The organism is Psychrobacter sp. JB385 (genome assembly GCF_900163785.1).
Lineage (GTDB): Bacteria > Pseudomonadota > Gammaproteobacteria > Pseudomonadales > Moraxellaceae > Psychrobacter.
The window spans coordinates 69170-95882 of the sequence record NZ_FUKN01000012.1 but is presented as its reverse complement, the minus strand read 5'-3'; the positions used below and the strand labels follow the sequence as shown (position 1 = coordinate 95882).

The window sequence follows — 26713 nt, the reverse complement described above, 5'->3', positions numbered from 1 at the left end:
ACTGCTACAGAACAAACTAGCAATCCAGCATCACAAGCAAGATTAAGCCAGGAGATTTTTAGCTTAATTTTCTTAGGTTTGGTTATATACATCTAAGTTTCTGCTTATTCTGCGAAACCACCTTTGATCCAATCATCAAATTCACTCATCAAAATCCCTGATCCATAAGCATTTAAGCCGCTTTGATAAGAAAACCAGTTTCTTACATTATCGTTTGGTTGTTTCTTTTCAAAACCGTCAATAAAGTTTTCGTAAGATACTGGAGAATACATTAATCTAGAATAGAAGTTTTTATCACCATAAGAAGACAATTTCGATGCAATAGTTACAGCCTTTCCTATCCATACTTTACTGTTAATACTTACTCCTTTCCTACCCGCTTTAATTACTAGTTCTTTATCGGTAGCCATACCAATCCCTACTCTAATTTTATCCTGTCCTCTATTTTCGAGTAATTTGTTAAACATATTAATAAAAGTATTAATATAAAAAGTTTTGTTAGCACATTCTAGAATATCGGATTTTTCAGGGGTAGTATAAATCGCATAAACGCAGTCTCCACGAATACCTATTTCACGCATATTTTCATCATCTCTAAGAATCTCAATAATCTCTGAAGTAAATGCTCTAACTAACTTAGCAGTAGGTTCATCATTTTTAGAAAATAAAGAAGTAGAGTCTCTTATATCAACAAATATAGCAGTCACCCATGACAAATAACCATTTTCAAAAGTGAAGTTATCATCACTTGGAAGCTTATTTTTTTCTTCTATTTTCATGTAGTTATCAAGGATAGACTCCACTCTGTTCTTTCCTTGCTTATAATCATATTCCGACATTTTTTTCTCCCTATTTAAAACAAGTAGGACCAAGAAACTACAAGTAATGGCAAACTAAATAAAATGAGTTTAAAGCCTTTGTTGTATCTTTCGAATTTCTCTGTGCATATTTTTGAATTAATGTATATCTGACAAGCTAGATCCTCTCTGTAGCTATACTCACTTTTCTCGATATTCTGTAAGTAATCATGACTACCTGCTTGAGCGGATATCGCACCAAAGAAGATCATAGAGCTGCTATTTCCAGAATGTATTTTTGTTCGTGCTGTTAATGCTTGTGATAATTGATATACCCCTTGTAGAAAATAGAATGAAGACAAAATAATTGTTAATACACTAAATCCAAGGAGTACATTCGTCTCATCACTACCTAGAGCTGATTTCAGAAAGTTGAGATTTGTAGGCTTTATAGCAAATAAGATAGTAAGAATAATTCCTACAGCAGAGAGTAAGTAGGATACTTTGCTATCACAGTTCGCCACAAAGCCTATTATTCTCTCTAAATTTCTCTCTAGTATTTCATCACTTATTCGAGGACTAACTTCCATTAAATTGCTTCCCCATCAACTACCACCCGCCTCTTACCCGTCAACAACACCTGCATCAACGCCTTTTTCTCTTGCTGTAAATCAGCCAGCTGCTGTTCAAGCAATTCGATTTCTTTATCGGCATTGGTTAATACGGTGGCGACTTTTTGTTGTTCTTTATAGGTTGGTGGCACTAAGAACTTATACAGTTTGACGTAATCAGTAGTAACTCGTTTATGGCCTGCTGAGCCCTGCATGTTTAGTTGACCTCTACCTCTGAAATCATTAGTCAAACTTAGATAATAAATGAATCTTGGATGATTTTGTCTTTTGGCACGAAGTACGTGAAATTCTGTTGAACCAAAACCAATGCCATTACGAAGATCATCTACAAATGCGCCTTTACCATTTTCAAAGCACGGGGTTATCTTTGCTACTACAACATCTTGATTCATGAAGGCCGTAAAGCCCTTAGATACGTCTTCATACTTCCTAATTTCTTGTTTAATCAACTTAGCATTTTCTGAAACTGCTTCCATCGGTATAAAAGAGACAAAGCTGTCTTCAGGCTGAGATGGTTTTTTAGGATTAACAATAGTTATATCTTCTAACTTAACCTCTTCCCACTCCCCCGCAAATCGTTCCCCATTATCATCCAGCAACCGCTTTTTACCCGTCAGCAATTGCTGCATCAACGCTTTTTTCTGCTGGGTACTATTCTCAATCAAACGCTCAGTCGTGCTGATCGCTTTGTCCCAAGTGGATAGGATGTTGGAGATTTTTTGTTGTTCTGGGAGAGGTGGAATTTGAATTTCTAAATCAAGGTATTCTGGGGTGCGGATGTGGACTTGGGTACTTCCGACCATAATTCTTTGCATTACTTTTCTATAAAAAGACGTATTACTCAAATATGAAAGGTACTTTTTATCAAGATCATCATTAAGTTTTAGCCCGTATATTCCTTGAGATAGAATATATTTTTCTTCACTAGTAAAATTAACTACCGTTCCTATAGTTGGTCCGGTTGGAACAAGATCTCGAAGAGTAGTTATAGTATAAGAATTATCGACAATAGAACGCTTGTTATTACTAGCAAATTCATTAGTACAATATGTAGGGCTTTCAATCAACAATTCGCCAGTAGGCTGGATAGCTTTTTTTGGTATGACAGGAAATCCAACATCACTGAAGTCACTTGGACGTAGTGCAGCACCACCTTTATGCCCTAAAACATAAGAACCTATTTTTTTAGAAGTCCAGTCTAAAGGTGTTTCTTCTTTAGCTAATAGTCGCATAGATCAATACCCCAAACTTTTTAAAAAATCTGCCATCTCAGTCTCTAATTTATCGAGTTCAGCTTTTAACTCAAGACGCTCATTACGCACCGCATCCAGATCAATCTCCGCCTCTTCTTCAAAGGTATCGACATAGCGTGGAATGTTTAGGTTAAAATCGTTTTCTGCTATCTCATCAAAGCTCGCTAGATACGCATATTTATCAACGCTTTCTCTCGCCTTATAGGTCTCAATGATCCTAGCAATATTATCTTCAGTCAGCTGGTTTTGATTTTTACCTGATTTAAACTCATTGCTAGCATCGATAAACAGTACCGTGTCATCAGTTTTGTTCTTTTTAAACAATAAAATAGCCGCTGGAATACCTGTTCCAAAGAATAGCTTTTCTGGTAAGCCTATTACCGTATCGAGCAGGTTTTCTTCGATGAGCTGCTGACGGATTTTGCCTTCACTTGACGCACGGAACAGCACGCCATGCGGTACGACCACGCCCATGCGACCAGTCGCAGGTTTGAGCGTTTCGATCATATGACTGATAAAGGCATAGTCGCCCTTGGTCTTGGGCGGTACGCCGCGATGGAAGCGACCATAGGGATCGCTGCTGGCATCGTCATGACCCCATTTATCTAGTGAAAACGGCGGATTGGCGGTCACCACATCGAACTGTAGTAAACGCTTGCCGTCTTTGTCGAGTAGCAGCGGATTACGGATGGTATCGCCCCACTCAATACGGTGGTTGTCCTCACCATGCAAAAACATATTCATCTTGGCCAGTGCCCATGTCGAGCCAATGGCTTCTTGACCGTATAGTGCATACTTCTTAGAGTTTGAGTTTTTGCGTACCATCGCCCCGCACTTAATGAGTAGCGAACCCGAACCACAGGCTGGATCACAGATTTCATCACCTTCGACAGGCTCAAGGATAGTCGCTAGCAAATTGGACACTTCAGGCGGCGTATAAAACTCACCAGCCGTCGCGCCACTACTGGCAGCAAAGTGCTTGATTAAATACTCGTACGCATTACCGATCACATCGAGGCTACCGACACGCTCGGCACTTAGATTGAGAATGTCTTTGCCAAAGTCTTCTAATAAGTGGCGTAATAGTTCGTTCTTTTGTTTTTCTTGACCGAGTTTATCGGTGTTAAAGCTGATGTCTTGGAAGACGTTTTTGAGCTTGGTTCCGTTGGCTTCTTCAATCACATGTAGCGCCTCATCGATACGTTGACCGTTGCCTGGCTGATGACGCTGCTCGTATAGATCCCAAAAGCTTGCGCCCTCAGGCAATACAAAACGCTGCTTGGACATCATGGCGTGGATCAGCTCGGGGTTGTCGCCGAACTGCTCGACCAGCTTGATGTACTCATCGCGGTAAACGTCAGATAAATACTTGAGGAACAGCATGGTTAAGATAAAGTCTTTATAGGTGTCGGCGCTGATAACCCCGCGAAAGGTGTCGCAGGCGTTCCATACGGCTTTATTGATATCGTCTTGATTGATTTGGGTGGTGGCAATCGTATCGGTTGTACTCATTCTCTGTTCCTATTGATAAGCTAAAATTATTTATTCTATTGGTTCTATTTGAAGAACTGATTTGTATATGACTGGTATCTACAATTGTTCGCATGACTTAGCTAGTAATAGTCTGAGCAACTATAATGCCCTGATTACGAAGTTCATTTATGCTTTCTTCATTTTTAGTCAGCTCTTTATATGACTCATAGGGACTTCTCCTTGTGAGCCAAGCAATCTCAAGAATGCAAAAGAAAATAAACAATAATACTATTGTTATAGGCTCTTGAAGCCAAACGATATCTATAAAAAGTAATAAGACAGTCATTAAAAATGAAATAAAATATAGATGCAAAATAATATCTTTTTTCTTAACAGCTATACATTCTTTTGCGCTTACTATTCCTATTTTTTCGGATTCTGGTACATAGGTGCATAAACCTTTTTTAGTGATATCACTCATTTCTATAAGGTGTGTCAAACTGATATTTTTACGCAGCAAGATATTTATCTTTTCAAACGGTATATTTCTAAGCATTTTTACGTTTAAAACGTTAATATCCTGTATATATTTTTCTTTACTTAGCAAATTATCTAAATCTAGTCTCAGCTTCTCTATTGCAGCTCTATCTTTAACCACTCGACTTATTGTAGCTGAGATAAAATCCCTTAAGAATGGAAGAAAAGGCGATAGCAATGGTATTGACGCAGTAAGCCCTACCAATACTAAATTCAAACCTTCAATTTTTAGCATTAGCGAGATCCTTCTTTATTGTTATTAATTCTCTGGGCTATCCCAGCTAATAACTGTTCACTATTGGATATCAGTTCTTGCTGCACAGCCTTCTGCTGAGCGAGATTGCTATATAAACTGGCGATAATCTGTTGTTCCTTAACAGTAGGTAGTACAATCTCTGTTTCCTCTAGTGCAGAACGGGGCAAACTAAGTGACCCTGTACCTCTAGACTTAGTTTTAAAGTAGTTTTGTACTGGTTTCTGGTTCAGCCACCATGTTAAATAGGTAGAGTGTACTTTTTCAGTTTTAGCTTGCAATATAAAAAAATAAGGTGCTGCTATCACCTTAGCATTTATATCGTTTATAAAGTCATCAACTAAAACTGCATAATTTTGATTACCACGTGCCAGTACTAGAATATCCCCTTTAACAAGCCAGTCAGGCGCGCTTTTACCTGTCAATTCAGTAGAAATACAAGAATCCCAAGAAATACCATCTACAGATAAGTCTTTCATTTGCACAATTCTTATACCAGTATCCTCAACTTCAGTGATAGCACCACGGATCGAACGACCTGATTTTATTTCACATATTTGAATAAGTTCCAAATGCTTATATTGGTTCTTCACAGATACTCCATTTTTATGCATAATTCCAAGTTATGCAAGTATCTACTAAGTTAGCACAGGAGTCAACGACTTTTATGCATAAACATCAATTATGCATAAAATATTTTTGCTTTATTTTTTGAACCACGTAACTATATGTAGAACCATATCTATTTTAGTAATCTGTTTAGACGCTACTCTGCATCAATTTATCTAGTCAAAATGAAGGATAATAGTCTAGTTAATATCACTATCTAATCTAACGATCTATTAATCGTTGATCGCTCACTGATAGAATGCTATCAAGACATTGCGATTGCGCTGATAAATGGTGGTTTCGTTGACAGGCAATTGATACTAGATAAGAATATTATCTTACGTGTGTATAATGAGCGTTACGCAGGTATTGTGGAGAAGAGTTCACTTGAACCATTCTATTAGAAATGGTTTTTTAGGAAAAATATGTGTTTGAAACTAAATAATAACCCAGAAACATTTTGTTTCAATTTAATATGAGATAAATCCCATTATCTGTTTCGCATCCAATACTTAAAAGGTGTTGGTCTAATAGTTGGTCTATATCTTTAAATTATAATAAAAAATATTTTAAAATCAATAACTTATAATATAAGTACGACTTCCTCCTTCACCGCCAATCTTATAAAATCATCTTTTATTTCAGTTTTCCTATCTTGTCCTAAACGCTCCTAAAACCTCTTGAATTTTTTAATAGTATGACTTTCAGTCCATACTAATTATCTACTGCTGTCCGAAACACTTCTAAGATATGTCAGGCATCTCAAGAGCGTGACTTATTTAATATTCATTTGTACCTTAAAACGATCAATGCCATTGTCTTAAAAATTTTAAAATGTCGCTCTTGCTCACTCATTCAAATACAGCTCGGCCATACCATCAAGTCTCGCTTTTACCTCTTTCCAGTTCGGCATAACTTGAGTTAACAAGCGCCAAAAATGCTCATTATGATTGTGCTCGGCGATATGACACAGCTCGTGCAATATTACGTTGTCAAGTCGCTGACGCGGAAATACTAATATATAGAAATGGATGCTATTGTAGCAACACTGTTAAAACTGAATATTTGTTTTGCAAATAGAAAATTATAAGACTAATCTTATATTTCTTACGGGAAGCTAACAATAGGTAACATTATGAAAACCAATAAGCTATACGCAGGGATTGCATTGGCAACTACACTAGTATTGACAGGGTGCGGTAATGATAACGATGACAATGTATCAAACTCAGATAATAATGGGGGGCCTATCGTTAATAATGAACTGAACTATGCAACTTTCGATCCTTTCACTGACATGTCAAATGATAAATATGAAGAAGCTTGGGGCAAGCTGGCGTACAAAATCAGTAACAGGGGATTGACGGAAACAATATCTACCGTGATAGGAAGCTCACCTACTGCTTATCAAGACAGTAGAGGTGACGATAATGAGTTGGAATATTATGTCGGTAAAAACACGTTTGCCGCTGTTCCTGAGAATTTTGATAGTAAGTTCTATAAAATCAACTTTGTTGATAGCGATACCTTTACATTAAAAGTTCAAATGGATAATTCAACTTTTAACTCTACTTATGACATTACTACTCTTGACCTTACGGGCGTAGGCAAGCAACCACGCAATGCTACTACAGGTATAGATACTGATTTAGACTATTTCCCTGAGGGCTTTAATGCCACTTTCCCTAGTGGCTCTCAATGCTATATTATTTTAGAGACCCCTGAGCAAAATTACTATAGCTTTGCTGATGGTGATGATGTAGGTAGCATGACTATTGAGCAGTGGATTGCTAATGAAAGAGAAAACAATACCGTCACTAATCTTGTGCAAGAAAATATCGGACTCAATAATGAATTACCAGCTGCTAGATATACCGACGAGGATGGAGATACCATTGCCGTTGTCCGATACAAAGGGTTGATTTACGACGCGTTCTACAATCAAAAAGGCATTCAAGAAAAAGAAAATACTGATCCTGAAACTTCCGAGGTTTACTGTAATCTGTATAACGATGTAGCGACTAAATTCTTTGAAACACAAATCAAAGCCAATTATTAGTATTAGCTGTGAGTTAAGACCTAGCTACTTGTATACATCAAGACAAAAAATAGCGCCTACAATGGGCGCTATTTTTTTATCCATTTTAACACCTTCTCTACTATCTCATTCTGAATCTATATAGCATACGGCTATGCCCATTATCCCGTAAGATAGATAAACGACAATACAAATCAGCTTAGTAAGAATAAACAATATAAATACTTAACGGTTGACCTTTGTTTGTCGCTCTGTTAAATTTTAATACGATACAAAACGTATCGTTTTTAATAAACACTATGGATAGTGTTTTTTTCACCACATCAAAATACCCTTGATAGTGGTTATGTCAGTCAATTTAGTTCATGCCAAGGATAGCTATGATGAACGATCATTTACCAAATCTGCTTCCACCGTTCAAAATGCCTTTCGCACAGTCAAACTCAAAAGCATCCATATTTTTTAGCATCTAGCCATCGTACAGTTATAACGCCTGTTCTTTTAGATAAAAGCAATAGGTTAAGCCGTATCTGTTGCTGACAATCAAGCTTGTTTGACAAACATATTCAACAACATCGTTTTTCCATGGAAGGAAATCAAAATTATGAGTATTTTTGCTATTTTGTTGTCTTTGTCACTCTTGATATATTTTGCTTATAGAGGTGTTAGCGTCTTAGTGCTCGCCCCTGTACTCGCTATTTTGGCCGTGGTTTTAAGTGGCGAAAGCACTCAAACTATGGGTATGTATACAGAAGTGTTCATGCAAGGCTTGGGCGGCTTTGCTATCAAATATTTTCCATTATTTATATTGGGCGCTATTTTTGGCACGTTAATGGAAGATTCTGGTTATGCCTATAGTATCGCTCACAACATAGTCGAAAAATTGGGTGACAAACATGCTTTGCTAGCGGTCGTGCTAGCCTGCTGTATTCTCACTTATGGGGGTATATCCGCTTTTGTTGTAACGTTTGCCATCTATCCTATCGCAGCAGCCTTATTTAAGCAGACAAATATTCCCAAAAGGCTGATACCAGGAGCAATTTGTATTGGTGCGCTCACCTTAACCATGACTGCCTTACCCGGCTCCCCTGCCATCCATAATGTCATACCCATGCCCTATTTTGGGACCGATGCTTTTGCTGCTCCAGGTCTAGGCATCATTGCAGCGATTGTCATGTTAGGTGGCGGTATGCTATGGATGTATCGCCAATTACAGGTTGCTCATGCTAATCATGAAGGCTATGGCAATCATATGTTAAATGAAAAGGCGCCTCACTCAGGTATCGATGTACCGAATTTTTGGTTGGCACTGACCCCGATTTTTATCGTTATTATCGGTAATTACGCATTTTCCAAACTGATTATCCCGATGTGGAATAACAGCTATTTGGCTGATGAGCAATTTGGCGGGATCGCCTTAAGCTCAGTGATTGGTATTTGGGCGATTATTTTGTCATTGTTTTTGGCCTGTGTTTTTGTCATTGCTTTAAATTTTAAAAGAATAGGCAGTGTGACAGAAAGCCTGAACAAAGGCGCAATGGGATCTTTGCTTCCCATTTTCAATACAGCATCAGAAGTGGGTTATGGCTCTGTGATTGCGACGCTTGCTGGTTTTGCGGTGATCAAACAATACCTTATGGGTATTTCACCCGAAAACCCGCTCATATCAGAGGCCATCATGGTTAACGTCCTAGCAGGCGTGACAGGCTCTGCTTCCGGTGGCTTGGGTATTGCATTAGAAATCATGGGTGATAACTATATGCAGTTGGCAGAGCAATACAATATTGACCCTGAACTGATGCACCGTATCGCCTCGCTTGCCTCAGGCGGTCTAGATTCTCTACCCCATAACGGCGCTATCATAACCATGCTCACTATTTGTGGTTTAACGCATAGAGAATCGTACAAAGATATATTTGTGGTCGCAGTGATCGTTCCTATCATTGCGCTTATCCTCGTTATTGTACTAGGCAGTATGTTTGGCTCTTTTTAAAAAGCGTTTTTGGTTTTAATAATATAAATATCATTGGTTTTTAGAAAAGCAGATCTATTGTAGCAACACTGTTAAAACTGAATATTTGTTTTGCAAATAGAAAGTTATAAGACTAACCTTAGATTTCTTACGGGAAGCTATCAATAGGTAACAATATGAAAATCAATAAGCTATACGCAGGGATCGCATTGGCAAGTACACTAATATTGACAGGATGCGGTGATGATGACGATAACAATGTGTCAAACCCAGATAACAATGGCGGTCCTATCGTTAATAACGAACTAAGTTATACGGTGTTCGATTCTTTCACTGAGGTGGTGAATGGTCAGTTCCAAGGGGGCTGGGGTAAGCTCGCTTATGTCATCGGTAACAACAAGTTTTCTGAAACTATCTCTACCGTCGTGGGTAACTCACCTACCGCTTATCAAGAGAGTACAAGTGAATATACTGACATAGAGTATTATGCAGGTAAAAACACGTTTGTGGCAGTTCCCGCAGGGTCTGAAGATAAATTTTATAAAGCCAACTTCACTGATAGCAATACGTTCAAGTCAAGCATCCAAATGGATGGCTCTTCTATCGACTCTACTTATGATATTGTCACGATTGACCTTAGTGGCGTAGGTAGGCTTCCGTCTAGTGCGACGACCGGTATCAGGACTGACTTAAACTCTTTCTCTGATAACTTTAGTGCTACTTTCCCTAATGGCTCTCAGTGCTACATCTTACAAGAAACACCTACCCAGTCCTACTATGCATTTTATGATTATGATGCTGGTCAAGATATAACGCTTGACGAGTGGATCGCTGACGAAGAAGAAGCCAATACCGCTACTGATCTTGTCAAAGAGAAAGTCGGACGCAACAACGAGCTACCAGCCGTTAGGTATACTGATGAATACGGCGATATGGTAGGAGCCGTACAATACAATGGTTTAGTCTATAATGCTTACTATTACCAAAAGGGCGTGAAAGATGCTGCTATGACTGACTTTACAAAAGATGTCGTAGATTGCAACTTATACAACGATGTAGCGGCCGATTTCTTTGAAACACAAGTCAAAGCCAGCTATTAATATTAGCTATGCATGAAGACCTAGCTACTTATATATATAAATAGAAAATAGCGCCTAAAATAGGCGCTATTTTATTATGTAATAATAGCTATTTACTTAATTTAGGAAGGATAACAATACGGCAAATTCTGCAAATGTCATCATGTTCCTATTTATTTGATGTCGTAGATTCAGAGTGATTTTTATACAACAACTAAAGGTGTTATCAGTCACCTTTTTATCGATACTTTCTCTTTTTAATACCCACACTTACCCTATTGTTCACTCATCTTACTCCTCAAAACTGCCCTATTCTTCGATACAAACCTTTGCATTAGACACTAGAGGATTACTGGTTGTTATAGTGATGTAATGAAGGCCGTGTCTGTGGTAGTTGACAGATGCCTTCACTCATGAATTCGATTATAGTGGATATTGATAATATTTATTTAAACTCACTGAGGAATCAAATCATGAAAACACTTGGATTATGTACGGTGGCAGCCTTGAGTTTGAGTGCTTGTGCAACAGGTATGAACAGCGGAACAACGGGCAATACTCAAAATAACGTAGTGACACAATATCCTATTGAAACCGCGATGCTCAATATCTATACCAAAGCGCGCAGTGATAAATTAATGGCGACGATTGGTAATCAAAGTGCCTCAGCCGAGATCAACGTCACGCCTAAAGGCCGGATGATGTTCAATAACAAAGCGGTACAAGGTGCCGAGGTCAACACCATCAATAAAGTGAATAATCAAATCACCGATCAATCGGTGGCTATCAACTACTTTACCCTGAATCCTTTGGTATTCCACGGGTTTACAGACAGCTCTGGCAAATACTCACTCTCGAATCAAACAACCACCATTCCTAAAATGGCGACGGTAGGTTCTTCTAGCAAATTGATTACTGAAACTGTGTATAGCGATAGTAGTATGCGCAAAAAAATAGGCACCTATGACCAAGACTGGTCTTTGACGCGAGATAGCAATAATACGGCGTGGTTCTGTATTGAAACGTCCGGCAATCTACTCCTCAAGGTTGACCCTCAAGGCACATCGTCAGAATGCTACAAAATCAATGCCCGAGGCGATATATTAGATAGCAAAGTCACTATTAGCCAGCCTGCTAATAATGGTAAGAATAAAGTGATATTTACCAGTCAGTAGTCCTTGTGATTGCGTTAATATATCGTCCATAAATGCGTAAGATTTTATCGTTAAACAACAATGGCGCCTATTTAAGGCGCCATTGTTGTATGTGTAGACTTAGAACCTGTTGAACACGCCCTAACCATTAACCGCGGTGTCCTTCGATATGTTTACCTTGATACTTGCCTTTCACCTTATATTTAGCTGGCGCAGCCTTTGAGTGATAATAGACACTTTTTTTCTTATTATTCATCTGCTTGTGCTTATGGTTGTCTTTATTCCCATGTTTTTGATGCTGTACTTGAGACGCCTGATGCTGAGTAAAATGAGGCGCTGCATTGGCTTGACCAACCATTGATAAGCAAGCAGTTACCGCAAAAATTGAACTGATTATGATTTTTTTCATTGTTGTTTCCCAATTTGATAAATGATGATTACAGACACTTTATAAAGTATCAAATAAAATATCGTGATAAAGCGGCGCTCTATCGACAAGGGAGATGATAAACAACTTTAGTATTAAGTAGCTTTATGAAACTTGAAGAAAGGTTGCGATTATTGCTCGCGGCTCGATTCTACTTGATACGCTTACTCCAAATAAAAAATATCGCGCTTAAATAGTTATAAGCTAAGATAGTAACCAAGCCTATGGCAAAGCGTTGTTATTGCGATTGCTAACTCAACACCTTTAAAAAAGGGTTGTCAATGTCATCAGGGCTTCATAAAATCTAGCTAATGTTTTGATAAAAAAGCTCAAAAATGATCATAGGTAAGCGGCGTTTATAATGAGAAAAGGAGCTGAATATGAGTAAGGATAAAAAGACCATAGAAGACTATAGGCATCTGGTCGCCAGCAAAGATGTCACCGTCCATCTATCGCAAGACCAACAAGCCATGATCTTAAAGACTTATGACTACGGGTTGAACGCCATGACTGATATCGACGAGATGTTACTCAGCTCAGTCATTCGTCAGCTCAAAACAGCCATTCACACAGAGACATAGCCCTACTTTGGCCATCGTTTAGTAAAATATGGTTTGATTCAATAAGGTTTAAACAGTATTGCTCATTTGCTTGGACTGAACCATTAAGCGCATACTAAAAAGCCCCAAACCACTCGTAGAAGCAGTTTGGGGCTTTTTAGTAGTCGATTTAAACCGTCAGTGATTAATCATTGTCGATCTGACTGCTCGTAATCTTGCCAGTCATACTATCGACAACCACTTTATGGACTTGATTGCCTTTGCCAATTTCAATCTTATAAACGGGCTTGCCAAAATCCATATCGAATTCAGCTTCAAGTACGGATCCTTTTAGCGTTTTATTGGCATTCTTGATGGCTTGAGACAAGCTCACTTTTGCTTGTTTCATGGTGTTATATTCTGCCAAATCGTCTTTATCTAGACGCTCTGTCTCATCTTTTGTGACTTTTCCAGTGCTCGCATTCACTCTGACTTCTTGTTCATTGTTATTGGCGATGATTTTGATGTCATAGTGACTATCTTCTGCACGATCTTCTTGATCAAAATCTGCACTAATGATATCGCCTTTTACTGCTTTATTGGCAAGCGTCAGTGCCTGCTCTAGACTGATCTTGCTTTGCGAAGCAGCGGTAATCTCATTCATAGAAGTGGCCGCTTGGCTGGCTGAAATAGAGGCCATGCTAAGGGTTGCGACACTCAGTGCTACCGCTAATGATTTTTTTAATGTTGAGGTTTTTTTCATCATTGGTGTTATTTTCGTCATTGGTGTTGTTTTCATAATAATATCCTAATGCATCTCCAAATATCCTTTGAAGACAAGTATTCAGTGAAATAATGTCATGAATCCATCATGACACTCTTTATAAAATGTCTATTGCGATTAGGATAATGACACAGTGTCAATCTTGATGTCTAAATGATTTATGCTGATAAAAAGTAACGAATGTAGCGTTTACAGCGCTAAACCTTTTATAGATATGTCAAAAAGTAGCCAAATTATTTGCCGCTTTTCAAAATGTAGAATTCGTTAAACAAAATTGTGGCGCTATCATCTACAGCCAAACATCATAACTCGTAAAACTCATATCGTATAAAATCGAATCGTACGATTACGATAAAGGTTTCATAGTATCCGACCGTTTAGAGATTTTTTGTAAAACGTAAAGCACAAACTTTGCTTCTGTATTAAAGTCTTGTGCTGCAACAGCCTCTAATAGCGCTTGTCTTTTTTCGCTTTTAGCACGGTACGCATATGGCGTCATCGTCATCAAATCCCTTAAATCATCAGCAGATAAAGCCAACTCATGACTGACCCGATGCGTATGTAAAAGCGTGAATTCAGAGGACAGCTCTTGTAAAAACTTATCGGAATCATGCTCACGCACATCATCAAATAGTGCCTCGCGCATCGATGCCAAATGTCCTGCGTCTGGTTTTGCAATGATCAAATAGCCATCGTCAACCAGTACCTCAGCAAATGCGCTTGGTAAGATGGGACTAAAAATACTACTGATACCTGTCATACTATGAGCACTTAGCGGTAGATTCGCCGCACTCGTCACCAATGGATAAATAATAGTCGCTCTAGCAGAGGTGGCTTTATCTTGCTGATACCAGAGCCTGCCTGCTGCCTTCCCTACCTTGGCCAACTCAACCAACGCAGGCTTACTAATATCAGCGGCGATCAAATTATCGATAAGACCTGATTCTAGCTCTGCCATCGCTTGAGTGTAATAGCCTTCACCGCACCCAATATCTAACCAGTTGATAGGGGCTTTACCTTGTTCATCTTTTAATTGCTTTGCCAACAATGCCTGCATTTGTTGACCAACCAATGCCTGCAACGGTTGATAATGGCCTGCCTTCAAGAAGCGCTTGCGTGCCTCGATAGAATCTTGGCTATCACCAGGCGCTTTGGATTTTTTTTGTTGTACTGGTAATAGGTTGACATAACCTTGCCGTGCCACATCAAAAGTATGGACAGTCTGTTTGGGATTTAGGCTGCCGTCACAGCGCCATGTATCTGGTGCAGGCTGTATGGGAGAGTGACAAAGGGGACAGGTAAATAAGGACACAGGCATCTCAAAATCGTAGCAATATGACTGGCATTTTAACAAAATTCATGGGCCTTAAGCGATAAAAAGCCACCTCAATAATCATTGAGATGGCATCTATAAATATAATATAGGAATATTTGAGGCGTTTCTTTACCGCAGTTTTAGCGTCATTAGGCCAAGAATAACTAATATGATGGCAATGATCCAAAATCGTGCCACCACTTGGGTTTCTTTCCAGCCGATTTCTTCAAAATGATGATGCAGCGGCGCCATACGAAAAACACGCTTTTTGCGCAGCTTGTATGAACCCACTTGCAACATAACCGACAAGGCTTCAGCGACAAACAGACCACCCATAATCGCAAAAGCAATCTCTTGACGTGTCATGACCGCAATGGTGCCCAGCATCGCCCCAAGTGCCAGCGCACCGACATCACCCATAAACACTTGTGCTGGATGGGCGTTGAACCATAAGAAACCCAGCCCTGCGCCAATCATAGCGCCACAAACAATGATGACCTCAGAGTTATAAGCGATATAAGGTACATGCAAATAATCAGCAAAACGCACATCACCTGATACATAGGCCATGGCACCCAAACCTGCTGCCACCAGTACCACTGGCAAAATCGCCAAACCATCCAAACCGTCGGTTAAATTGACCGCATTAGACGCGCCATTGATCACAAAATACGTAAAAATGATGAAGCCAATACCAAAGGGTACGACTGAAAATGGAATCATCCAGTCTTTAAAGATCGGTAATAACAAATCTTGCATCTCACGCGTGGTATTGATATCAGGCTGTAGCGTGGCAATATAGTATAAAGACACACCAACAAATAACGCCCCTATCGACAACCAAAAATACTTCTTGCGGGCGATTAAGCCTTTGGGGTCTTTGTATTTGATTTTTAGCCAATCATCTGCCCAACCTACTGCCCCAAAAATGACCATCACGACCAGCAAAATCCACACATAGGGATTGTTCAGGCGCGCCCAAAGCAACGTCGATATACCGATAGCACTGAGAATCAACACGCCGCCCATGGTTGGCGTGCCCGTTTTGACCAAATGAGACTGCGGGCCATCATCACGAATCGCCTGTCCGTATTTGAGCGAGCGTAGATGTTTAATGACACGTCCGCCAAAAATCATACTAAAGGCAAGTGCGGTAATGACCGCAAGTAGCGCGCGTAGCGTCAACGAAGAAACCGCCGAAAACGGCGTATAATACTGACCAAGCCAGCCAAACAACCAAACTAACACCGCCTACTCCTCGACTAGCGCATTGATAAGGGTTTCCATCTGCATGGAACGAGAGCCTTTGAATAACACGGTACAAGTCTGAGCTTGTTGCGCTTGCAAATACGGCTGCAAATATTGTAATAAACGCTCTTTATCGGCGAACGCGTGAGCGCTGATATTAGCAATCTCTTGCGCTCCTGCTACCGTATAAGGCGCATACTCGCCCACACAAAGCAATACATCTATGCCTGTGGTCGCAATGGTACGACCTAAACTCTGATGCTCGCTCACTGCCGCATCGCCAAGCTCTCCAATATCACCCAACACCATGACTTGTATGCCCGTCTGCGCGGCCAATACTTTTGCCGCGGCACGTACCGAATGAGGATTGGCATTATAAGTATCATCAATCAAGCGATGCATACCAAGCAGTTGGCTATTCAAACGACCTTTGGCAGGACGTGAATTCTCAAGACCAATGACGATATCTTTTGCATCAATATTTAATGCATGAGCACAGGCAGCAGCAGCGAGCGCATTATTGACATTATGCTCGCCTGCAAGTGGCAAATTGATATCGTGCAATTGACTACCAATATGTAGCTTAAACTCACTGCGTTCAGGCTCTACATCCAAATGACTGGCACTCACATCGGTATTACCAAACCCGATAACGTGTGAAGTGTGTTTTTCAGCGATACGGCGTAACTGGTTGGTAAAATCGTCTTTATCAGGAACAATCGCAAACTGCGTGTCGGTCAAGGTATGATAAATTTCTGCTTTGGTTTGGCAAATGCCTTCACGACTACCAAACTCACCCAAATGCGCCGTACCAATATTTAAGATACAAGCGACATCAGGCTGGACAATCTCAGTGGTATACGCAATCTCGCCAATGTGATTGGCACCCAATTCTAAAATGGCGTAACGATGATGATCAGACAATTCAAGAAGCATCATTGGCACACCCAAATCATTGTTTAGGTTGCCACGGGTAATCAGTGTCGGTGCCAAGCGACCAAAAATGCTACCCAGCATCTCTTTACAAGTGGTCTTACCACTAGAGCCTGTGATGGCAATCACAGTCAAATCTTGATGCTGCTGACGACGATAAGCGGCCAGTTGTCCAAGTGCCAATCGTGTGTCACTCACAACCAGCTGTGGAATACTGGTAGAGATAGGACGAGAGACGATAGCGGCGACAGCCCCTTTTGATGCTGCCATATTGATATAATGATGACCATCAAAATTATCACCACTTAATGCCAAAAAGATATCACCTGTTTTTATGGTACGCGTATCGGTGGCAATACGATTACTGATTACCCCATGATTCGCTGGCTCTGCCTGACCGGCGTTTGCTTGGACTTCTGGTAGCTGCCAATGTCCATTAAGCGACTGTGTGGCCGCAAGCAAATTGTCTGCCTGCCAAACATACAGCCCTTGTGACTGGATGGTGTTATCGTTGTCGGCTGTCATAGTGGTTACCTTATATGATGACTACTTGTTTCTTATATTTGAATGTACTGATTTATACGTACTAGGGCGTGTTCTAGAAAAAATTAAAACGCAACTGCAACCGCTATGATTTATGCTCGTCCAGCTTGCTTAAGCGCATTTTGTAAAACAACACTGTCATCAAAATCATAACGCACATGGTTAATTTCTTGGTAGGTCTCATGTCCCTTACCAGCGATGACCACGATATCAGCGGCGGCGGCTTGTTGGACAGCATACTCAATTGCTTTTTGACGTGCAGGCTCAATATGCGTACGCTGATATTGCTCAGCACTCATGCCAGCTTGCATGTCTTGCAAAATCATATTCGGATCTTCGGTACGAGGATTGTCTGCTGTCAGTATGACTTGATCTGCACCTGCCAAACCCGCTTGTGCCATTAATGGGCGCTTACCAGCATCACGGTCGCCGCCACAACCAAATACCGCCCATAGCTGACCATCACAATGGGTTTTAAGACTGGCAAGTACTTGTTGTAAAGCGTCAGGCGTGTGCGCATAATCCACAATAAAACAGCCTTCATGAGAGGGTACGCGCTGCATACGCCCAACAGCGCCTTGCAGCTGCGGTACAACGGCTGCGATACGCTCGATATCCTGATCAATGTCAGACCCAAGCGCCACTGTTGCGGCAATGGCTGCCAGCAAGTTGGCTACGTTAAAGCGGCCCAACAATGGACTTATGACCGTTATGGTGTTGGCTTTGTCTTGATGAGAATCTGTATGAGTGTCGCCAGTATTATCACTGACGTTATAGCGCACAGCAATCTCAACCCCTTGTAAACTCGGATTGATACTGGCGGCGACAAAAGTTGCATTGCTGGAAGGGTTTAAGCTGTATGTCCACACGGTTAAAGCACTGGCGTGCGCCATATCTAGCATAATCTGTGCATGTTCATCATCAAGATTGATAATGGCATGGGTCAACTCTGAAAAGTGCGTTTTGTCAAACAGCTTAGCTTTGGCTGCGGCATACTCTGCCATATCGGCGTGATAGTCCAAATGATCACGGCTCAAATTGGTATAAATCGCCACTGACACCGGCATGCCTTGTAGGCGCTGCTGATCCAGACCGTGCGAACTTGCTTCCAATGCAAGTAGATCAGCGTTTTCTTGCCCCATTTGATACAAGAATTGCTGGACGGCTAATGCATCCCCTGTCGTGTGACTGGCTTGCACCAATGCCCCAAGCTTACCATTGCCCGCTGTACCCATAACAGCACTACTCATGCCCATTAGTTGCGCCAATTGCGCGACCAGTTGACTGATGGTGGTTTTACCGTTGGTGCCCGTAACGGCTACGACTGCTGGCAAAGTCACTGGTTGCTGATATTGCAAACGCGCCTGAATCAAATCACCCAAAAAATCCCGAATATGTGGCACGTATAAAACGGGACAAGGCAACGCGCTAAGCTGCTGTACAACTGATTGTGCATCATCTGCTAGTGAAGACGCATTTACATCGTCTGTGGTCAGTAAAGCGATAGGATCGATTTCAGATAAGATAAATGCGGCACTGTTGGCCGCTTGTATCAGATAGTCACGACTTTTTTGACTGTGTCGTGTTTGGTTTTGTAGTGCTTGGCTTTTTAATAAGACAAACACATCATTGGTTTTGAGCTGACGGCTGTGCAAACAAAACTGATGGAATGGAATAGCCTCAATTGAGTCCTGTTGATTGTAGCGAGTATGCGTCGATACTGTCTGTGCCAATGGCGATTGCGCAAATTCAGCTATCATCGCTGTTAGGGCTTGCTGCAAACTGTGTTTCTTACTGGATTCGACCAATTGTTGCAAGGTGACAGTAGTGCGGTTGAGCGATGAAGTAGACACGGTCATTGGCAAATCCTAAACAGTTAAAACAAATCAAAAAGAGAATGGCTAAACATGTAAAAACCGACTACCAATATCTACTTGGCTTTTGTTTCTAGCGGTTTGTCCAACGGCACATTATATAAACGCAGCGCTTCTTTCATCACATTGTGAAAGACAGGTGCTACGGTTAACCCTGCATACATCTGACCACGCGGGTCTTCAATCAACATCACACCCACCAATCTTGGATTTGATGCAGGCACTATACCTGCAAAGACGTTACGATATTGATCCGAATAATAGCCACCCTCTGGGTTGATACGGCGCGATGTCCCAGTTTTACCCGCGACGCGGTAGCCATCGATAGCAGCTGCTTTTGCCGTACCACCTGTTTCGGTGACACTCTCCAGCATCTGTACAATAGACATCGCCTGCTCATGGGCCATAATACGCTTGCTCGGCTTGGTTTTATCGTCTTTGATGAGGGTCAATGGATGCATAACGCCGCCCGCAGCCAATGCCGAATAAGCCTGTGCAACTTGCGCCAACGTCACTTGTAGGCCATACCCGTAACTGACCGTCGCCCGTCTTGCCGTCTCTTTCTCTTTTGGGGTAACAATCATTCCACTACCTTCCCCTGGGAACTGTAGCGGTGTTTTTTTACCAAAACCAAACTGCCTTTGCATATTGGTAATGGCTTCAGGTGGTAGCGACAGAGCAATCTTAGTTGATGCCACGTTACTGGATTTTTGTAACAAGGTTGCCAAGTTAATGCGACCCAAATTATTATGATCTCGAATGGTATAACCACGAACACGAATAGAGCCTGGGTTGGTATCAATCAAAGAAGTTGGCGTATACTTGCCTGAATCCAAGGCGGTAGCAACGGTAAACGGCTTCATCACCGAACCTGGCTCAAAAACATCAAGGAGGGCACGGTTACGCTGGTTTTCACCCGTCATCTCATTCAGGTTATTGGAGTTAAATGATGGCCATGTCGATAAGGCTAGTACCTCACCTGTTTGTACGTCGACGATCATACCAGTAGACCAACGCGCTTTTTGGACACGTCCTGCCTTTTCTAATTCTTTATAAAGTAAATACTGCAAGCGCGAATCAATGGTCAATGCCACATCTTTGCCAGCAACTTCAGGTTCAATCTGTTTCAGCTCTTTTAGGCTGTTTTGTTTGGCATCTTTGAGTACCAACACTTTACCATCGGAGCCTGACAGCTCTGTTTCGTATTGATGCTCTATACCAGCACGTCCTTCATAGCCCCCTTCAGGATCGGTTGAGTTTTGTCCCATAAAACCCAAAAGCTGAGAATTTGGTTGCGGCTGTGGATAGTAACGCTGGAAGAAGTTTTTCTCATAAACACCAGGAAAATCAAGCGAGCTGACGCTTTGGGCAATCTCTGGCGTGACTTTGTTTAAAAGGGGGAGATAATGGGAACCTGCACCCTTGGGTAGGGCTGCTTTGACTGCCTCTTCATCTGTCACATCGACACTAGCATCAATGGCAGTGACTTTCTTGAGCTCATCGACCGGTACATTAGCCGCTGCTGCCAATTTGGTTAAATCCATATTGTCCAAACGCTTTTGCATACGTGCGACCAACTTCGGACTATCAGGGTTGGTCAGAATGATGCGTTTGAGCTCATAGTATTCACGTGCATAATCGTGCGGACTAAACGTCACTGTCGCAAGAGGCGCACTGATGGCCAATGGCAGATTGTTGCGATCGGTAATCATACCGCGATAGGATTTTTGCGTACGCACACTGGTGATAAGCTCATTGCCTTTGTCTTGATAAAACTGTGCATTGGCCACTTGTAAATAATAAGCACGGGCGATGAGCAGACCCAAAATGACCAAAGAGATGACCCAAATCATGCGAAAGCGGTTTTTGTCCTGCTCAAAACCACCACGAGAGGATGCACCAGACGCTTTACCCAAAAACCCTCTTTTGCTTTTTTGGTTTTTGACGCTGGTATAGGCACCTTGTTCATCATTCTTTTTGAGACGACCAAATAATCTTTCTTTACGGCTATTGGCAGCTTTAGAATCAGATTTACCACCTGCTTGTCCAGACTTGGCGGCATTAGTACGGCGCAAAGGCTTAATGACTTTACCACTGGCAGTTTTTTTACTGGTATTTTTTGAGGCGGCTTTAGTGTTTTTGGTATTGGGTTTTTTATCGCTCATTGTCCTGCCTCCGTTAGGTCGGCTTCGCTTGGAGCAACCTCATTTGTCTCGGCAGAGCCGGTTTCCGCAGGCACCGTAGGTGGTACATTACTCGCTCGTCCTTCACCAACGATATCTGAATCATTGGTCGCCACAGCAGTAGAATCTGTCGTCTCGACTGGTGCTTCTGCGCCTGCTACCCCTGGCTGGATAATCAACTTATCTTCGAGCATAGGAGAGAACATACCCAACTCAGCGACGGCACGACTGGCAATTTGCGGAGTTGCACTAAATGTTTGCTGTTCAATCAATAGGCGCTGGTGTTCGATTTGGAGCTTTCTCTCTTGTTTTTTCATGTCTTGCAAAGCTTTATAATCCTGATGGTATTGCTGAATGCCCTCGGCAGTTTTAATTCCACTCCAAATAATAGCCGCCGCTAGCAGCATTAATATGGCGACATAAATACTGACCATATTGAATCGGCGCACAAATAATTCGCCAATATCGGCATTAGGAGGTATTGCGGCACGACGGTTTGTGGTTTTGTCAGATATTGCCATGACTATCTCAAAAAAGTGAACTTAAAAATATAAAAAGCGATAACCAATTGCGAGTTAAAACCCTTGTCAGTTATCCGCACCATCAATACATATACAGCCAAATGCAAAAGTAAACGCCGAGCCTAGCAGATAATGTTTACAGCTTTTTAACAGCAGCGTAATCATTGAAACATTCAGGCATATACCACTCATAAAAAACCAACTGTCCATTACGTCGATCAATTTATCACCGTTTTATGGCGCATCGTCGATGACATAATCACTGTCTGTACGAGTGGCCATTCGCAACCAAGCACTTCGAGCACGTGGATTGCGACTGGTTTCAGTCTTGCTTGGACCCACGCGTTTGGGCTTGCTAAAATAACGCGGGCGCTTGGGTGGCATCGGTAAATTCTCATCTTCTGGATACTGACCTTTGCTGTGACGCTGCAAAAACTGCTTGATGCGGCGATCTTCTAACGAGTGAAAGCTGATCACTGCCAGCTGCCCGCCTACTTTTAAAAGCGGTATGCTTTGTGCTAAAAAATCGTCAACATCGCCAAGCTCATTATTGATAAAAATACGCATGGCTTGAAAGCTCTGTGTGGCTGGATGTTTGCCACGCTGCCAATTAGGATGCGCCACCTTAATCACTTCTGCCAGCGCAAGCGTTGAGTCATAGCTCTCCATTTGCTTGATGGCACGGGCGATGCGGCGACTATGGCGCTCTTCGCCGAATTCATACAACACATTGGCCAAGGTTTCTTCATCGACGTATTCAAGCCACTCGGCAACGGACTGACCACGGCTGGTGTCCATCCGCATATCAACCGCGCCATCCCGCATAAAGCTAAAACCTCGGCTACCGTCATCGATCTGCGGAGAGGAAATGCCTAAATCCGCCATGAGCCCGTCAACTTGGGTGATACCAAGGGCTGCCAAACTGGTCGTTAAAGTAGCAAAACTATCGTGAACCACATGCACACGGCTGTCTTTGCTTGCCAGCTCTTGAGCCACGCTAATGGCTGTCGGATCTTTGTCAAAAACAATCAGTTTTGCATCATCGGCAAGTTGACTTAACAATAGCCTGCTATGGCCGCCACGACCAAAGGTTGCATCAACGTATATACCGCTCATATTTAAGCAATTTTGGTCATTGCCCTCTGCTTGCGTGGGTAATGATTTTACACCCAGCACTGCCGCGACGGTCTCTGGCAACAGTACCGCATCGTGGACAAAATCCACTTCATCAGACGTGGCCGAGTCTTGAATCGATGCCTGTATCAGCATGTGATTGGCATCTTTTTCGACAGCAGACAAACTTACCTCTGACTCAGCATGGTCAGTGACTAAAGAAGAATGGGCGTTGGTATTTGATTTAGACTTTGATAGGGACACAAACAACTCAGTAGATGATGACCATGTTGGCCAGTAATAGTAAAAAATCGGATGAAAATAAACAAGTTATGACTTACTGAGCATTATTATCGCAAGGATACGCAGGTAGTCAAGCGCTAGACGGGCTTTTCATTAAAAATATCCCGTCCGTCTGTTATACTAACGGCATATTTTACGCTATTTTTTCACGTTGACTTCTATTCTTTCGCCTGTATTTTTTAGTCATCTTCTTTATTCATCGTTTTATTTGTCACTTTTCTTTCATCACCACATTTTGAGATTTTTATGATGCAAACCTCGACACCCTCTACCACTGACAGCAATCGTCCTGTCCGCACGCGTATTGCGCCATCGCCAACTGGTTTTCCGCATGTAGGGACAGCTTATATCGCTCTTTTTAACTTAGCCTTTGCCAAAGCCCATGGCGGTGAGTTTATTTTGCGTATCGAAGATACTGACCAAACCCGCTCGACTGAACAGTCTGAGCAGATGATTTTAGATGCCCTACATTGGGTCGGTCTCGATTGGAGCGAAGGCCCAGATATCGGTGGCCCGCACGCCCCTTATCGCCAAAGCGAGCGCAGTGATATTTATAAACAGCATGCAGAGATACTCATAGAAAAAGATCATGCATTCCGCTGTTTTTGTACCAGCGAAGAGCTAGATGCTATGCGCGCTGAGCAAATGGCCAATGGCGAGACGCCGCGTTATGATGGTCGCTGTGCCCACCTCGCCCCAGAAAAAACCGCACAGTTGGTCAATGAGGGCAAACCGCACGTAATTCGTATGCGCGTGCCAACCGAAGGCACTTGTCAGGTTCAGGATATGTTACGCGGTACGGTTGAGATTCCTTGGACACAAGTGGATATGCAAGTGCTGCTAAAAACAGACGGTATGCCAACGTATCATTTGGCCAACGTCGTCGATGATCACTTGATGGAAATCACTCATGTGATGCGCGGTGAAGAGTGGCTCAACTCTGCGCCCAAGCATCAGCTGCTTTATGAGTATTTTGGCTGGGAGATGCCAACGCTTTGCCACATGCCACTCCTGCGTAACCCTGACAAATCAAAACTGTCTAAGCGTAAAAACCCAACCTCCATCACTTATTATCGTGATGCAGGCGTATTGCCAGAGGCGTTGCTAAACTATCTTGGTCGCATGGGCTACTCAATGCCTGATGACGCTGAAAAATTCACCTTAGATGAGATGATTGCAAGCTTCGATATTCAGCGCGTGTCACTTGGTGGGCCGATCTTCGATATCGAAAAACTCAACTGGGTAAACAGCGAGTGGCTACGCGCCCTCACGCCTGAAGAGCTAAAAAACAAAATTCTTGAGTGGGCGAGCAACAGCGACAAGCTTACCGCCATTGCCGCCGCGATTCAGCCACGTATTGAGCTATTGTCTGATGCGGTGAACTGGGGTGGTTTTTATTTCCAAAACCTACCTAATATTACCGCGGAGAGCTTTGCGCATAAAACGCTGACGCCTGAGCAAATCATCGAGACGCTACAATTGGCGCTTTGGCAGCTTGAGACCTTACCAACGTGGTCGGAAGAAAATATCTACGCCACGCTAAAAGGTCTAGCCGCTCATCTTGATATTAAAATGCGTGACTTTATGGCACCGTTCTTTATCGCGATTGCGGGTAGTACCTCATCGACGCCCGTCATGAACTCTATGGCGATTATCGGTGCGGATATGACGCTGACTCGCTTGCGTCATGCCGTTGATGTCCTTGGCGGTCTTGGCAAAAAGAAACTGAAAAAATTAGAGAAGCAAGCGGCTGAATTGCCAGATTTTTTGGCTGCTGAGTAGTTTAGAAGCTGAATAACTTCTCTGCTAAATAGTTAATTAGCGAAACTTGTCGAATTTAAAAGGGTCAGACCATCTCTGACCCTTTTTTTGTTGTTAGTCAAGACAACTACTCCGATATCATCAAAATTTTAATTGGAAATAAACATGGCCGCTAAAACCGTCACAATAGAAAGCAAAGATTATGTCTTTAACACATTAAAAGAAGCACAGAAATATTATGATGCCATTGTAAAAGAGCTTTTTGAGGCAAACCTTACCCTAACCACAGGTCAGGATTTTGAAGATTTAAAATGGATATATACCACTTATTGTAGCTATACCAAGCACAACCTAGATAAATTGGGCGAATATGACATCATTGGCGTCAAAGGTATAAGAACGATCCGAGAGAAAGGCGGTCAGTATGTACCAACGGAATGCGGTGCGATTATTTTTTCTGATGGTAGCGAAGCAGCGTTTTATACCGATAAAGCCATTAAAGAGATCGCGCTTAAGCAAAATCCACGCTAATTTAGGTTTATTAAGCCTTTAAAATAGACTAAAACGATTTTTTTTGCATATTTATGACTTTTTTTAAAAATAGGTGTTGACACATACCCGTTACTTCCCTAAAATGTGCTCACTCTTAGCGAGGGGCTATAGCTCAGTTGGTAGAGCACTTGCATGGCATGCAAGGGGTCAACGGTTCGACTCCGTTTAGCTCCACCATACTTATTTATAGCAACGCTCAGTATTACTGAAACGTCATCATAAATACTCGCTAGTAGAACAGTATCAGCACCTAGGCAAGGCTTGCTCTATTCATAGATAAGCACTCTGATATTGTGAAGTACCGTTGTAACCTTGGTTATGACACTCTATGCGTCCCCATCGTCTAGAGGCCTAGGACACCGCCCTTTCACGGCGGTAACGGGGGTTCGAATCCCCCTGGGGACGCCACTATTCGGCGTCACTTATTAGCACTTTTGCTTAGCATCAGATAAGACTAATAAGCGAACACTAAAAAACCCAGTCATCATATGATGACTGGGTTTTTTTTATGGCTTAAATTTATGAATCACCACTGCACTTTTCTTTAATTTACTAAACGACTGTCTATATTCATCAACCATCACTTAAACCTTCAATTTAGGTGTTTTACACATTCTTACATAGCCTCGATTTTTTCACCTAGTTTAACAATCCTCTACAAAACGCTTGTATTTTCCTACTCAATCACATTATTAATCTCATTATTTTTTCCTTATGATTGCCGTATATTCACTATGGATAATATTTGGCAAAAACGAAATTATAGAAAACTTTGTTGTCTACATAGTAAAAAATTTAAACAAATAACGAATAATTAGTG

General features: G+C 41.8%; 23 protein-coding genes and 2 tRNA genes. 9 read left to right on the top strand and 16 right to left on the bottom strand.

The window, feature by feature from the left end:
* Nucleotides 1-104: 104 nt before the first annotated feature.
* The 7 genes from CZ794_RS06755 to CZ794_RS06725 form a co-directional block, all read right to left on the bottom strand.
* Nucleotides 105-839, bottom strand: a complete 735-nt coding sequence (locus tag CZ794_RS06755) for an adenylate/guanylate cyclase domain-containing protein (RefSeq protein WP_087040882.1) — start codon at nucleotides 837-839, stop codon at nucleotides 105-107.
* A 14-nt stretch (nucleotides 840-853) separates the two neighbouring features.
* Nucleotides 854-1387, bottom strand: coding sequence for a hypothetical protein (locus CZ794_RS06750; protein WP_087040881.1), 534 nt, complete (start codon nucleotides 1385-1387; stop codon nucleotides 854-856).
* Nucleotides 1387-2661: a restriction endonuclease subunit S gene (locus CZ794_RS06745; RefSeq protein ID WP_087040880.1), complete on the bottom strand. Its 1275-nt coding sequence runs from the start codon at nucleotides 2659-2661 to the stop codon at nucleotides 1387-1389. The genes CZ794_RS06750 and CZ794_RS06745 overlap by 1 nt, the downstream gene beginning before the upstream one ends.
* A gap of 3 nt (nucleotides 2662-2664) precedes the next feature.
* Nucleotides 2665-4194, bottom strand: a complete 1530-nt coding sequence (locus CZ794_RS06740; protein ID WP_087040879.1) for a type I restriction-modification system subunit M — start codon at nucleotides 4192-4194, stop codon at nucleotides 2665-2667.
* A 97-nt stretch (nucleotides 4195-4291) separates the two neighbouring features.
* On the bottom strand, nucleotides 4292-4927 hold the full coding sequence (locus CZ794_RS06735; protein ID WP_087040878.1) for a hypothetical protein: 636 nt from the start codon (nucleotides 4925-4927) through the stop codon (nucleotides 4292-4294).
* Nucleotides 4927-5538 (bottom strand): restriction endonuclease subunit S, encoded by a 612-nt coding sequence (locus tag CZ794_RS06730; RefSeq protein WP_179207265.1) that lies wholly within the window; start codon nucleotides 5536-5538, stop codon nucleotides 4927-4929. The genes CZ794_RS06735 and CZ794_RS06730 overlap by 1 nt, the downstream gene beginning before the upstream one ends.
* A gap of 863 nt (nucleotides 5539-6401) precedes the next feature.
* A complete protein-coding gene (locus tag CZ794_RS06725; RefSeq protein WP_256958911.1) occupies nucleotides 6402-6575 on the bottom strand; it encodes a M48 family metallopeptidase in 174 nt (57 codons plus the stop codon).
* Between the two features lie 114 nt (nucleotides 6576-6689).
* On the opposite strand from CZ794_RS06725, the gene CZ794_RS06720 reads away from it, so the two are divergent.
* The 4 genes from CZ794_RS06720 (at nucleotide 6690) to CZ794_RS06705 (ending at nucleotide 11818) form a co-directional block, all read left to right on the top strand.
* Nucleotides 6690-7613 (top strand): hypothetical protein, encoded by a 924-nt coding sequence (locus CZ794_RS06720; protein ID WP_087040875.1) that lies wholly within the window; start codon nucleotides 6690-6692, stop codon nucleotides 7611-7613.
* 580 nt (nucleotides 7614-8193) lie between these two features.
* The gene (locus CZ794_RS06715) at nucleotides 8194-9585 is read left to right on the top strand and encodes a GntP family permease (RefSeq protein WP_087040979.1); all 1392 of its coding nucleotides are present in this window, start codon (nucleotides 8194-8196) and stop codon (nucleotides 9583-9585) included.
* Between the two features lie 155 nt (nucleotides 9586-9740).
* A complete protein-coding gene (locus tag CZ794_RS06710) occupies nucleotides 9741-10664 on the top strand; it encodes a hypothetical protein (RefSeq protein WP_087040874.1) in 924 nt (307 codons plus the stop codon).
* 452 nt (nucleotides 10665-11116) lie between these two features.
* Nucleotides 11117-11818 carry a hypothetical protein gene (locus CZ794_RS06705; RefSeq protein ID WP_087040873.1) on the top strand — a complete coding sequence of 234 codons (702 nt, stop codon included), beginning with the start codon at nucleotides 11117-11119 and terminating at the stop codon, nucleotides 11816-11818.
* A gap of 127 nt (nucleotides 11819-11945) precedes the next feature.
* Here the strand turns inward: CZ794_RS06705 and CZ794_RS06700 are convergent, their stop codons facing one another.
* Nucleotides 11946-12206: a hypothetical protein gene (locus CZ794_RS06700; RefSeq protein ID WP_087040872.1), complete on the bottom strand. Its 261-nt coding sequence runs from the start codon at nucleotides 12204-12206 to the stop codon at nucleotides 11946-11948.
* Between the two features lie 398 nt (nucleotides 12207-12604).
* Here CZ794_RS06700 and CZ794_RS06695 point away from each other — a divergent pair, with 398 nt between their 5' ends.
* Nucleotides 12605-12805, top strand: a complete 201-nt coding sequence (locus CZ794_RS06695) for a hypothetical protein (RefSeq protein WP_087040871.1) — start codon at nucleotides 12605-12607, stop codon at nucleotides 12803-12805.
* Between the two features lie 163 nt (nucleotides 12806-12968).
* Here the strand turns inward: CZ794_RS06695 and CZ794_RS06690 are convergent, their stop codons facing one another.
* The 8 genes from CZ794_RS06690 to rsmH form a co-directional block, all read right to left on the bottom strand.
* Nucleotides 12969-13562, bottom strand: coding sequence for a PepSY domain-containing protein (locus CZ794_RS06690; protein ID WP_227681114.1), 594 nt, complete (start codon nucleotides 13560-13562; stop codon nucleotides 12969-12971).
* 331 nt (nucleotides 13563-13893) lie between these two features.
* Complete coding sequence (locus tag CZ794_RS06685; protein WP_087040870.1) at nucleotides 13894-14865, bottom strand: putative RNA methyltransferase; 972 nt, start codon at nucleotides 14863-14865, stop codon at nucleotides 13894-13896.
* A 126-nt stretch (nucleotides 14866-14991) separates the two neighbouring features.
* The gene (gene mraY / locus CZ794_RS06680) at nucleotides 14992-16110 is read right to left on the bottom strand and encodes a phospho-N-acetylmuramoyl-pentapeptide-transferase (protein WP_062845672.1); all 1119 of its coding nucleotides are present in this window, start codon (nucleotides 16108-16110) and stop codon (nucleotides 14992-14994) included.
* 3 nt (nucleotides 16111-16113) lie between these two features.
* Nucleotides 16114-17568: a UDP-N-acetylmuramoyl-tripeptide--D-alanyl-D-alanine ligase gene (murF, locus tag CZ794_RS06675; RefSeq protein ID WP_087040869.1), complete on the bottom strand. Its 1455-nt coding sequence runs from the start codon at nucleotides 17566-17568 to the stop codon at nucleotides 16114-16116.
* Nucleotides 17569-17678: 110 nt separating this feature from the next.
* Nucleotides 17679-19445 (bottom strand): UDP-N-acetylmuramoyl-L-alanyl-D-glutamate--2,6-diaminopimelate ligase, encoded by a 1767-nt coding sequence (locus CZ794_RS06670; RefSeq protein WP_087040868.1) that lies wholly within the window; start codon nucleotides 19443-19445, stop codon nucleotides 17679-17681.
* A 71-nt stretch (nucleotides 19446-19516) separates the two neighbouring features.
* A complete protein-coding gene (locus CZ794_RS06665) occupies nucleotides 19517-21625 on the bottom strand; it encodes a penicillin-binding protein 2 (protein ID WP_087040867.1) in 2109 nt (702 codons plus the stop codon).
* Nucleotides 21622-22164 (bottom strand): cell division protein FtsL, encoded by a 543-nt coding sequence (locus CZ794_RS06660; protein ID WP_087040866.1) that lies wholly within the window; start codon nucleotides 22162-22164, stop codon nucleotides 21622-21624. The genes CZ794_RS06665 and CZ794_RS06660 overlap by 4 nt, the downstream gene beginning before the upstream one ends.
* A gap of 234 nt (nucleotides 22165-22398) precedes the next feature.
* Nucleotides 22399-23433: a 16S rRNA (cytosine(1402)-N(4))-methyltransferase RsmH gene (gene rsmH / locus CZ794_RS06655; protein WP_087040977.1), complete on the bottom strand. Its 1035-nt coding sequence runs from the start codon at nucleotides 23431-23433 to the stop codon at nucleotides 22399-22401.
* Nucleotides 23434-23826: 393 nt separating this feature from the next.
* Here rsmH and gltX point away from each other — a divergent pair, with 393 nt between their 5' ends.
* The 4 genes from gltX (at nucleotide 23827) to CZ794_RS06635 (ending at nucleotide 26301) form a co-directional block, all read left to right on the top strand.
* Complete coding sequence (gene gltX, locus CZ794_RS06650) at nucleotides 23827-25362, top strand: glutamate--tRNA ligase (RefSeq protein ID WP_087040865.1); 1536 nt, start codon at nucleotides 23827-23829, stop codon at nucleotides 25360-25362.
* A gap of 144 nt (nucleotides 25363-25506) precedes the next feature.
* On the top strand, nucleotides 25507-25872 hold the full coding sequence (locus tag CZ794_RS06645; RefSeq protein ID WP_087040864.1) for a hypothetical protein: 366 nt from the start codon (nucleotides 25507-25509) through the stop codon (nucleotides 25870-25872).
* Nucleotides 25873-25994: 122 nt separating this feature from the next.
* Nucleotides 25995-26070, top strand: a tRNA-Ala gene (locus CZ794_RS06640).
* A 155-nt stretch (nucleotides 26071-26225) separates the two neighbouring features.
* Nucleotides 26226-26301: transfer RNA gene (locus CZ794_RS06635), tRNA-Glu, on the top strand.
* The last annotated feature ends 412 nt before the right edge of the window (nucleotides 26302-26713 follow it).

Excerpts from the sequence above, each read along its gene's own strand:
- CZ794_RS06755 (WP_087040882.1), bottom strand. The coding sequence starts at position 839 with ATGTCGGAATATGATTATAAGCAAGGAAAGAACAGAGTGGAGTCTATC.
- CZ794_RS06750 (WP_087040881.1), bottom strand. The coding sequence starts at position 1,387 with ATGGAAGTTAGTCCTCGAATAAGTGATGAAATACTAGAGAGAAATTTA.
- CZ794_RS06745 (WP_087040880.1), bottom strand. The coding sequence starts at position 2,661 with ATGCGACTATTAGCTAAAGAAGAAACACCTTTAGACTGGACTTCTAAA.
- CZ794_RS06740 (WP_087040879.1), bottom strand. The coding sequence starts at position 4,194 with ATGAGTACAACCGATACGATTGCCACCACCCAAATCAATCAAGACGAT.
- CZ794_RS06735 (WP_087040878.1), bottom strand. The coding sequence starts at position 4,927 with ATGCTAAAAATTGAAGGTTTGAATTTAGTATTGGTAGGGCTTACTGCG.
- CZ794_RS06720 (WP_087040875.1), top strand. The coding sequence starts at position 6,690 with ATGAAAACCAATAAGCTATACGCAGGGATTGCATTGGCAACTACACTA.
- CZ794_RS06710 (WP_087040874.1), top strand. The coding sequence starts at position 9,741 with ATGAAAATCAATAAGCTATACGCAGGGATCGCATTGGCAAGTACACTA.
- CZ794_RS06705 (WP_087040873.1), top strand. The coding sequence starts at position 11,117 with ATGAAAACACTTGGATTATGTACGGTGGCAGCCTTGAGTTTGAGTGCT.
- CZ794_RS06700 (WP_087040872.1), bottom strand. The coding sequence starts at position 12,206 with ATGAAAAAAATCATAATCAGTTCAATTTTTGCGGTAACTGCTTGCTTA.
- CZ794_RS06695 (WP_087040871.1), top strand. The coding sequence starts at position 12,605 with ATGAGTAAGGATAAAAAGACCATAGAAGACTATAGGCATCTGGTCGCC.
- CZ794_RS06690 (WP_227681114.1), bottom strand. The coding sequence starts at position 13,562 with ATGAAAACAACACCAATGACGAAAATAACACCAATGATGAAAAAAACC.
- CZ794_RS06685 (WP_087040870.1), bottom strand. The coding sequence starts at position 14,865 with ATGCCTGTGTCCTTATTTACCTGTCCCCTTTGTCACTCTCCCATACAG.
- murF (WP_087040869.1), bottom strand. The coding sequence starts at position 17,568 with ATGACAGCCGACAACGATAACACCATCCAGTCACAAGGGCTGTATGTT.
- CZ794_RS06670 (WP_087040868.1), bottom strand. The coding sequence starts at position 19,445 with ATGACCGTGTCTACTTCATCGCTCAACCGCACTACTGTCACCTTGCAA.
- CZ794_RS06665 (WP_087040867.1), bottom strand. The coding sequence starts at position 21,625 with ATGAGCGATAAAAAACCCAATACCAAAAACACTAAAGCCGCCTCAAAA.
- CZ794_RS06660 (WP_087040866.1), bottom strand. The coding sequence starts at position 22,164 with ATGGCAATATCTGACAAAACCACAAACCGTCGTGCCGCAATACCTCCT.
- rsmH (WP_087040977.1), bottom strand. The coding sequence starts at position 23,433 with ATGCTGATACAGGCATCGATTCAAGACTCGGCCACGTCTGATGAAGTG.
- gltX (WP_087040865.1), top strand. The coding sequence starts at position 23,827 with ATGATGCAAACCTCGACACCCTCTACCACTGACAGCAATCGTCCTGTC.
- CZ794_RS06645 (WP_087040864.1), top strand. The coding sequence starts at position 25,507 with ATGGCCGCTAAAACCGTCACAATAGAAAGCAAAGATTATGTCTTTAAC.